This window comes from Micrococcus sp. GbtcB5 (assembly GCF_019091605.1).
Classification (GTDB): Bacteria; Actinomycetota; Actinomycetes; order Actinomycetales; family Micrococcaceae; genus Micrococcus; species Micrococcus luteus.
The window spans coordinates 1-276 of sequence record NZ_JAGXJK010000184.1 but is presented as its reverse complement, the minus strand read 5'-3'; the positions used below and the strand labels follow the sequence as shown (position 1 = coordinate 276).

The following is a 276-nucleotide window of genomic DNA, read 5'->3' as shown; positions in this document are numbered from 1 at the left end:
GGCGCGCTTCGGCGCGGACCGAAGCGAGGCCGCGGCCCGCACCGTCCAGGCCACCGCGGGGGACGGCGACGTGCACCGCGTCGAGGTCCTCCCGGACCGCGTCCTCGTCTACGCCCGACGCGCGGACGTCCTGCACGACGTCGTGCAGCGCCTCGTCGTCGAGGGCGCCCTGCCCGCCCCCGCCACCACGCTGACCCGCCGCGCGAGCCTCGGGGACGTGGTCCTCATCCTCACCGGCCGCCCCCTGGTGGACAGACCCGTGCCGTCCCCCACCAC

Annotated in this window: 1 pseudogene; it reads left to right on the top strand. The window is 77.9% G+C overall.

Annotated elements, in window-relative coordinates:
* Positions 1 to 276: pseudogene (locus KVS67_RS11960) on the top strand (ABC transporter ATP-binding protein); the annotation flags it as partial.